Raw genomic sequence first — 9,017 nt, 5'->3', positions numbered from 1 at the left:
TCTTGTGCGCAAATTATTAACACTGTTAATGAGGATTGACTAATGCGCATCATTTATATACTTCTGATTGCTTTTTTTATGCAAGCAAGCTTCGCAGTTGGCAATATTCATCGCCATGGAGAGGACAGCTACCCTTTAGCAGATGCACTAAAAACAGGTGTTGATACGGATGGAAAACCGTTATTTTTGTGTGTGGCGAGATTGTTTAATAGCACCCAGCCTGGCAAAACTTGGTCCGGATATGGTCATTGCAATGTGCCTTATGGTGGTAAGGAATATGTGATTGATCAATTTGAGATTCCTTCCAAAGACATGTTTCGTCGAGTCTACTGGTCAAATAATCCAGGAGAAGCTTTAACTATCGGGCGGGATACTAATGGAAACCCTTTGTTTTTATGCCAAACTTACTTTAAAGGAAGTAGGCAACCGGGTAAAACCTGGCCGGGCTATAACCATTGCAACATTTCTTACGCTGGACAAGAAATCATTACCAATAACTATCAGATCTTAGTAGAAGCCGGGAGAGGTTCTCTTCATCACGGACATAATGGGCAATATCACAGGCATAATGAGCAATCTAACAGCCAATATCATGGTCATCCCAGTCAAACAAATCAACAATGTCTACAAGGGCCGTTTAATCAAGCTTGTGGCTACAATTGTATACGTTCTATTAATAACGTCGCCTGTGCAGCTTCACCAGACCAGCAATGTGTTAGTGATAATTTCGGGCATATTGCCTGTGGTTATGGTTGTGTCAGAACCCCTTTTAAAGTGGCCTGCGCTAGTCACCGGGGTGAACGATGTGTTATTGATCGTTTTAATACAATCCATTGCACAAACCATTAATCAAAAAATCAATTTCGAGAATGTGAGCCACCCCAAAACTCACATTCTCCTTTGTTCATTGCGCTCATAAAGATAAAAGGTCATATCATAACTATTTTTTTCATCTTTTGGGTGAATGCTCGTCTCGCTTATTTGCCAAGCCTGTTGATCGAATTTAGGGAAAAAAGCATCAGCTGGGAACCGATGATGAATAACTGTTAAATAAATTCTAGATGCTAACGGAAGGGCCTGTTCATAGACACTTGCCCCACCAATAATCATAACCTCAGGAGCCCCAACTACCAAAGCCAAAGCCTGATTTAAAGAATCAACCACGTCGACTCCTTCAATAACTCTTTCTTGTCGACTCAATACAATATTTTGTCGTCCTGGCAAAGGCTTACCAATCGAAACAAAAGTATTTCTACCCATGATAACGGGTTTGCCCATAGTAATGGATTTAAAATGTTTGAGATCTGCAGGTAAGTGACATAGCAAACGATTGTCTTTCCCCAACCCATAATTCTCATCGATGGCGGCAATTAAACTGATAATTGGCATTGGTATTTTCCTTTATTTTTGCCATTGTTTCAGCCATTTTGATCGCAGCGACCAAGCTGCCGACGTCAGCCAAACCGGTTCCCGCTAACTCCAAAGCCGTACCGTGATCGACAGACGTTCTAATAATAGGCAAGCCAAGTGTTACATTAACTGCGGCACCAAAACCTGCATATTTTAAAACGGGTAATCCTTGATCATGATACATGGCGACAAATGCATCACATTGAGTTAAATTGCGTGGAGTAAATAAGGTATCTGCAGGAAATGGTCCGTGCACATTGATACCTTCTTTTTTTAAAATGGCCAAAGCCGGACTGATGATTTCAATTTCTTCACGGCCCAAATATCCTCCTTCTCCAGCATGGGGGTTTAAACCAGCCACGTAAATGCAGGGATCCTTTAGGCCAAACTCTTCTCGAAGTCCTTTATCCAGCCGCTTGATTACCCTTGTAATTGTCTCAACGGTTATGGCTTGAGCTACATCCCTTAATGGTAAATGTGTCGTAACCAAAGCCATTTTCATCGTCTCACAAGCAAGCATCATCACCACACCATCTGCTGCTTTACAATGCTTGGCCAAAAATTCAGTATGACCGGTAAAAGCAATTCCTGCGTCATTAATAACGGCTTTGTGCACAGGAGCGGTTACTAGCGCCGCGAACTCACCTTGCAAACATTTGGTACTTCCTACCTTAAGCATCTCAATGACATAGGGGGAATTTTGTGGATTTAACTCCCCGGCTTTTACTTTTGCAACACATGGAATGGAGAGTACTGTGAGCTGGCCTCGCTTAATGGCCAAGGGCACATCGGGTTGATACGCAACGAAATTAAGCTGTAATCCTAACTCTTGGGCTCTTTGGGAAAGAAGATGCTTGTCACCCAAAATAACGATAGGTAGTTCCAAACTAGCGAGGGCAAGACATAAATCCGGCCCGACCCCCGCAGGCTCACCACTACTTACCAAAAGTGGCTTCATGCCAATTCCTTGTCCAGGATATTGATGTAGGCACTGGATCGAATATGTTGCTGCCAATTCTGTACTGCTTCAGTGAATTTGCGTTGTTGTAAGAATTGTCTGACCTGTTGTCGCTTGAACGATTCAGAATCATCAATTTTTTTACGCTCTAGCACTTCGATTAGATGCCAGCCAAAAATTGTTTTTACGGGCTTACTGACTTTGTGTAAAGGTAATTTATCCATTGCATCTTCAAATTCTGATACAAGTTCGCCAGGGTTTACCCAACCTAAATCTCCGCCTTTTACAGCACTCGCTGCATCCAAAGAATACTGCTTGGCCATCAAAGCAAAGTCTTTCCCTGATTTAAGTTGCTGATAAAGATTATACGCTTGTCTGCTTGCCTCTTCAGACGTCATGCTTGTGTCAGGTTTTAACAAGATATGACGAACATGAGTTTTGGTCACCTCATGGTGTTGGTTGTTGCCCCCAACGGCTACTAGTTTAATCAGCTGAAAACCATTTCCTGTTCTGATCGGTCCTGCAACTTCACCCACTTTCATGGTCACCACTTGCTTGGCAAAAATTTCAGGAAGTTCCGCCAAGTGACGCTCCCCCAAATCACCACCTTCCAAAGCAAATTCGCCACTGGATTCAGCAATAGCCAAACGATTAAAATCTTCACCATGTTTAATCTTTGTTAATAGTTCTTTTGCCTTTCCACGAGCCTTATTTAATTGCTCTGTGGTAGGCTCTTCTGGCAGAGGGATAACGATATTTTGGATATGATAAGTCAGCTGACTTCTATCGTCCTGGGCCGTTTTTAAATAATCCTCTACCTGTTCTGGGGTCACAGTGATATCTTTGTTCACAGCCTTTTGCTGCAGCCTACTGATTAACATTTCCTTGCGGACATTTTCTTTATACGTCTGCCAGGCTAACCCTTGTCGGGCAAGTTCCTCACGTAGTTGGGTCAATGTTAAATGATTGGCAGCCGCAATTTTCTCAATGGCCTCATTTAATTCCGTAGTATCAATAGTAATATCGTTTTTTTTAGCTAACTGGAGTTGCAGATCAACATCAATCAAGTGCTGCAAAACTTGCTTGCGTAATACGGTGTTAGAAGGCAGTTGCATGTGCTTGGCTTCGATTTGCTGTCGCAAGAGCTCAACCTGAGCATTCAATTCACTTTCAGTAATCACACCGTCATTGACGATAGCAACCACTTTATCCAAAGGCTGTGCTGCTTCTGCAACAGTAAGTGCTGGCAATAGCAGCATTAGAAGTGCAATTCGCTTTAGCATGCAATTATCCTCTATTCATTTTTTTTTGGCAATTTAGGTTATTCTTAATCAAAATTCAAGCAACTTTGATTAGAGAACGTCCCTAGCTATTATGAAAGTTATCAAGGTAAGTAGGCAAACTAGTATGTATGATGCTTGAAGGATCACTATTGCCCACTGAACCCAACCCCTTTAGCAAGATTTGTAAATAAACGTTGTTATTATAAACCGGTTGCGCCTCAGAATTTAGACTTTGAAAACTCCGCCCCCCCAACAAACGCACCGCCCAACAACAACTATCATATTGTATACCGAAAAAAGACAGCATTTCATAATCTGTAGCAATGTTGTAATTATACCCACCCAAAGTACTCCATCGCTCCGTAAATGGCCAAGCATAAGAAAAGGTTATTTGCTGCAGGGGGTCAACGTTAACATTCGTATTAGCTACTTGAGTGATATCGCCATTAGTAAGATAGGTATAACCAAAATTAACGATGCGATTTACGCCGGGTTGATAATGCAAATTGATACTAGCATTCTTCGAGGAATTGGAGTGTGCGTCCCAAGCATAATCGCCAGTCACAAGCAAGGATGGATTAAAATGATACATGGCGCGGGCTGCCACAGGAGAATACTCTTGTGTTGGTGATAAATAACCCAGGGTAAGTGGATTATCTTCGCAATTGCCAGCGGGATTTTGACACAATTGCACTCGTCTATCTTTAAAATAACGAATTTGCCCAATAGCTACACTGGCTTTCTCAGCACCTGTCTTATCAGATAACCAACGCGAAGTCGCAGCATAGGCCAGTTGATTTGCGTCCCCTATACGATCAAAGCCCGAGAAACGGTTATTACGAAACAATTGATCCACGCTAAATATCATATACCCCGAATCATACACAGGAATCGGTGTCTGATCGTAGAATGGGACATAGAGATAATACAGACGCGGTTCAAGAGTCTGAGTAAGAGGTTCACCAAGAAAAGATGTTGATCGCTCAAAGAATAAACCGCTATCAATGCTATAGCGAGGAATGGTGCGATTATAACTATCAACCGTGGGGGCAATGACCCGAAAACCATAGTCATTCAAGGGATTGCTATCATTCAAGGAAGCGAAATTATTTCTGCTCACGCTATAATAATTTTCCACCACGTCTATTGCCGGTGTGAAAAAACCCCAGGGTTTTCTCTGGGGAAAAGCTAACGCTGGATTTAAATGATAGCGTGGACCTTCCGGAGGCTTAATGTTTGGGTTAACTACGAGTAATGACTTTAGGGCAGGATCATTAGGCCATCTAAATTCATCAAATTGCCCATGTATTGAAAGATTCCCGTTAAATGGCAACATATCATCATATTGCCCGAGTGCCAACAGTTGGGGGAGTCGTTGATAGACATCAGCAATAGGCGTTTGATTTACTGGATGCAACGTTTGATAGCTTTGTACCATTCCTCGAAACAACCAGTTATCAGTCGTGTAGCTCAAATTGGCTTCTCGTAACAACTGTCTCTCAGTGAGCACGGCAAAATTACTACTAAAATCTTGTAAAAAATAGTCATCGGAAACTTGTTGGAAGTTGACACCGAAGTGCAAATTCTGAGTTATCCAAGTGCTATGTAAAGCTTGTATTGACCAACGATCTGTCGATAGTCCCTGCAGAACAGGGTACTGGAGTTGATTATCAAGGATAAAATCTTTAAAAGCACGGTCATTTGGCAAAAAACGGCCATTAAAGACCCCCGTAGAATGAGGGGTTAAATATCTAAATTGCCCACCTAACATTAAACCGCGAAGAGAATAATAATGCGGGATCAAGGTAGCATCATAATTAGGAGCAATATTCCAATAATAAGGTTGGGCATAATCAAAACCCCCTACATTTGATACCCCAAAAACAGGCATTAAAAAACCCGACTTGCGTTCTTTTGAAGTAGGGAAACTGAAATAGGGAGTGTACAATACAGGCACATCATAAATTCGTAACTTCGCGTTGCGAGCAACGCCTGTTGCGCTGGAATCATCTAAAGTGATGGTATCTGCTTCAATTTGCCATGCTCTGTCTTGCGGGGCGCAATTACTATAGGTGGCTTGTTTTAAAAAATAGTCCTTATTGGCGAATCGCTCTATTAAACTTGCCCGTCCCCATGCAGGCAAAACAGCACCTGGACGTTTCGAACTAAAGCGATATAACACATCTTCTACTTTCCCTGACTTATCTTGAGGATTGATTGTCGCCTTTCTTGCAATCATTAAGCGATCAGGTTCCAAGTAATGAACTTCACCAAACAATTCAATTTTGGTGATCTTGTTGGTCTTGGAATCACGATAAACATAAGCCGTTTGGGCATTGACCACGCGCTGCCCCTCCCGGACTTCAACACCACCACTTAATTCTGATCGCCCTTCACTATAAAAAGAAGCTTCACCTGCTGTAATATGTATTGCATCAGGATCATCTAAAGGCCTGATGCTAATGGCTTGATAAGCCCCACCGCAAACTGGGATAGGTTGGACGGGAGGTGGAGATTGCCAGCCTAAGCATTGGGCAAATCGCGAGCGAATAGCATGGGTTAAATCCACATCGCGAGCTACAACGCAGGCTTGAACAGGTTCAACGACCATAGTATTGGAGGCATGGCTACGAACATGATAAATACTCAGAGTTATACTGAGCACACCCGCTAAGGTTGCAAACATATATTGATTGCAAACCATTTTTTTTATTGTTTGCGAGATGCAATCAAGCCTAATGTTCAGAGCCACCAAAATACCTTATCATGCACATGCATAAGATGCACAATGGTTAAATGACATACAACATTTCATCATGTCGCTGCACATTGAAAGTAATATGGCTTGGGAGTATAGCATGCAAAATCGGCAAAACGCACTTAGCAAATGGCTAGAACAGACCCTTAAACTGGATCACATTTATCTCAGCCCTTTATCAGGTGATGCCAGTTTTAGACGATATTTCCGTCTTAAGACCAACGGAATTACACAGGTGGTTATGGATGCTCCTCCACAAAAAGAGGCCCTAGAACCGTTTTTAGCAGTCAGTGAATTATTATTAAATCTGGGAGTAGACGCACCAAAAGTACATAGGTTAGATAAAGTGCAAGGTTTTGCTATTTTGGATGATTTTGGTGATGAACTTTTATTGAGCCACCTCTCTCTTAAATCTGCGGACAGATTATACGCAGCGGCCACGTCTATCATTCTCCTAATGCAGCAATGTCCTTCGGAAAACACGGCTAGATTGCCTTGTTTTGATAAGCAATTTATGCTGCAAGAATTAGCTATTTTTAGAGAATGGTTTCTGCAAGCCTATTTAAACGTTCGACTTAGCCCTTCGGAAGAACAACTGCTGACCACCACATTTAATGACCTCACCGATGAAATTTCAGAGCAGCCCCAAGTCTTTATTCATCGTGACTACCATTCCCGAAATATCATGTTATTAAGTGGCGAAGAACCCATCAGATTAGGCGTCATAGACTTTCAGGATGCGATGCGAGGGCCTTTTACCTATGACTTGGTGTCTCTTCTGAAAGACTGCTACATCCAGTGGCCGTGTGATCAAGTGAGGACTTGGTTGACGTCTTTTTATGAACAGTCCTCCCTGGCACAGCAATGGTCTTTAGCTGCTTTTACACGCGCTTTTGATCTTTGTGGTTTGCAAAGACATCTTAAAGTACTTGGGGTTTTCTCCAGGCTACATTTACGTGATAACAAACCTAACTATCTTCGAGATCTACCTCTGACGCTTCATTATGTCATGTCATGCTTAGAAGGCTATAAAGACTTGGAACCTTTTTTCCAATTCGTGCAAGAGAGGATTCGTTTACCATGAAAACTGCCATGATTTTAGCTGCGGGCCGAGGAGAACGCTTGAGGCCTATTACCGATGAAATACCAAAGGCCATGTGCAGGGTTAATAATAAACCGCTTATTGAGTATCATGTCGCTAAACTTGCAAGCTCTGGGTTCCAACGCATTGTCATCAATCACGCCTATCTCGGAGGCCAGATACGACACTATTTAGGCGATGGTCGTAAATGGAACATAGAAATTTGTTACTCACCCGAGCCCCCCGGTGGACTTGAGACAGGTGGTGGCATCTATAATGCCTTATCTTTATTAGGGAAAGACCCTTTTTTAACCGTAAATGCAGATATTTTTACCGATTTTGATTTTGCAACATTGGCTTTGGATAATGCAGCGTTAGTTAAGCTTGTGTTAGTGGTTAATCCTCCACATAATCCCAAAGGAGATTTTGGCTTAGATGAAGGCTATCTGACTAACGATAGGACTTATACCTACCCAGGTATCGCCTGTTATCACCCTGATGTCTTTCGCGAATCTCATCCTGGGAGATACACTGTTGTTCCTTTAATCAGGAGCCTAGTCCAGAAAAAGCTAGCGGCTGGAGAACTTTTCACAGGACAATGGCTTGATATTGGCGCTCCTGAGCGACTGGCATTTGCCAATACTAGCAATTAGGAAACGTCCCTAAGCAGCCGGTGCTGTGTGACCACCACTCGGAGTCTCCGGTGGCGTTGGAGCTTCTGCTTCTGCTGCGGTAGCGGCAGCTTTGGCTGCTTCTGGCTTTTGCTCTGGGTATCGCTGCAGTCGCGGTGTCACTTGGATTTCTTGGCCATCCTTATTAAATTGCTCTAAAAAATGTGGGAAACCTTTTGTTTTATCAGAAACCATTTGTCTAACGTCTTCTGGATTTGCTCTAAGGGGTTCATCTTTTGAGTCGTGAAGAATTTGCCCTTTTTCATTTCCTTGATAGATGACACTTTCTTTGCTAATCATGTTATTTTCAGCCAGCCAGGCATTGAACAATTTATCCACACCTTGATTAGAATCTTTATCAATGGGTTTGCCATCCACAGAGTTGGCTCTCACAAACTCTGATTTATCACTGATAGCGAAGTTCATGGTAATAGGGCCCTTAACATTAGATGCAACTTTCTTTGCGGCTTCTTCGGCCATATTGTGTTGTAGATTGTGGAAATCAGAGAGCGGCCCAGAGACACCTGCCCAGGGATCAAACTTAAATTCTCGTTGCAGTCTTACTGTCTCAGCAAATGCCTCTACGTGAGCAATAGCATCCTTTCCTTTTTCGCTCATACCGGCTCTTTCTACTTTATTTTTAAACCGATCACGAAAATAATTTGCCGATTCTGGTCTAGTAGCGACTTCTTTGCATTGCACCAAAGCCTCTACAGAAGGTAATGAATCTTTTTCATGCCTTAGCTTCATAGCTATACTCTCAAATTAAATTAGCAACGTCAGTACAAATACTCTGAAACATGGTTTTCTGACTGAGTATCAATAAAATTATTATAACAAAATTAGTACAATTGAT

At 42.3% G+C, this 9,017-nt stretch carries 8 protein-coding genes; 3 read left to right on the top strand and 5 right to left on the bottom strand.

Features of this window, described 5'->3' with window-relative positions; all coding sequences use genetic code 11:
* Positions 1 to 42 precede the first annotated feature (42 nt).
* Positions 43 to 849, top strand: a complete 807-nt coding sequence (locus CKV79_RS01050; protein WP_051546047.1) for a DUF3421 domain-containing protein — start codon at positions 43 to 45, stop codon at positions 847 to 849.
* A gap of 39 nt (positions 850 to 888) precedes the next feature.
* Here CKV79_RS01050 and CKV79_RS01045 read toward each other — a convergent pair whose 3' ends face one another.
* The 4 genes from CKV79_RS01045 to CKV79_RS01030 all read right to left on the bottom strand — a co-directional run bounded on the left by CKV79_RS01045 (position 889) and on the right by CKV79_RS01030 (position 6,355).
* Complete coding sequence (locus tag CKV79_RS01045) at positions 889 to 1,389, bottom strand: dihydrofolate reductase (RefSeq protein ID WP_028372264.1); 501 nt, start codon at positions 1,387 to 1,389, stop codon at positions 889 to 891.
* Positions 1,355 to 2,368: a 4-hydroxythreonine-4-phosphate dehydrogenase PdxA gene (gene pdxA, locus CKV79_RS01040; RefSeq protein WP_035914851.1), complete on the bottom strand. Its 1,014-nt coding sequence runs from the start codon at positions 2,366 to 2,368 to the stop codon at positions 1,355 to 1,357. Before pdxA ends, CKV79_RS01045 begins: the two co-directional genes overlap by 35 nt.
* On the bottom strand, positions 2,365 to 3,651 hold the full coding sequence (locus CKV79_RS01035) for a peptidylprolyl isomerase (protein WP_028372265.1): 1,287 nt from the start codon (positions 3,649 to 3,651) through the stop codon (positions 2,365 to 2,367). Before CKV79_RS01035 ends, pdxA begins: the two co-directional genes overlap by 4 nt.
* Positions 3,652 to 3,733: 82 nt before the next feature.
* The gene (locus CKV79_RS01030; RefSeq protein ID WP_095141832.1) at positions 3,734 to 6,355 is read right to left on the bottom strand and encodes an LPS-assembly protein LptD; all 2,622 of its coding nucleotides are present in this window, start codon (positions 6,353 to 6,355) and stop codon (positions 3,734 to 3,736) included.
* Between the two features lie 154 nt (positions 6,356 to 6,509).
* On the opposite strand from CKV79_RS01030, the gene CKV79_RS01025 reads away from it, so the two are divergent.
* Positions 6,510 to 7,493 carry an aminoglycoside phosphotransferase family protein gene (locus tag CKV79_RS01025; RefSeq protein WP_028372267.1) on the top strand — a complete coding sequence of 328 codons (984 nt, stop codon included), beginning with the start codon at positions 6,510 to 6,512 and terminating at the stop codon, positions 7,491 to 7,493.
* Positions 7,490 to 8,143, top strand: coding sequence for an N-acetylmuramate alpha-1-phosphate uridylyltransferase MurU (gene murU, locus CKV79_RS01020; RefSeq protein ID WP_028372268.1), 654 nt, complete (start codon positions 7,490 to 7,492; stop codon positions 8,141 to 8,143). The genes CKV79_RS01025 and murU overlap by 4 nt, the downstream gene beginning before the upstream one ends.
* Before the next feature lie 9 nt (positions 8,144 to 8,152).
* Here murU and CKV79_RS01015 read toward each other — a convergent pair whose 3' ends face one another.
* Complete coding sequence (locus tag CKV79_RS01015; protein ID WP_028372269.1) at positions 8,153 to 8,911, bottom strand: hypothetical protein; 759 nt, start codon at positions 8,909 to 8,911, stop codon at positions 8,153 to 8,155.
* Between the last annotated feature and the right edge of the window lie 106 nt (positions 8,912 to 9,017).

This window comes from Legionella lansingensis, assembly GCF_900187355.1.
GTDB classification, from domain to species: domain Bacteria; phylum Pseudomonadota; class Gammaproteobacteria; order Legionellales; family Legionellaceae; genus Tatlockia; species Tatlockia lansingensis.
The sequence above is the reverse complement of the archived record's forward strand: the minus strand, read 5'-3'. Positions and strand labels throughout refer to the sequence as shown.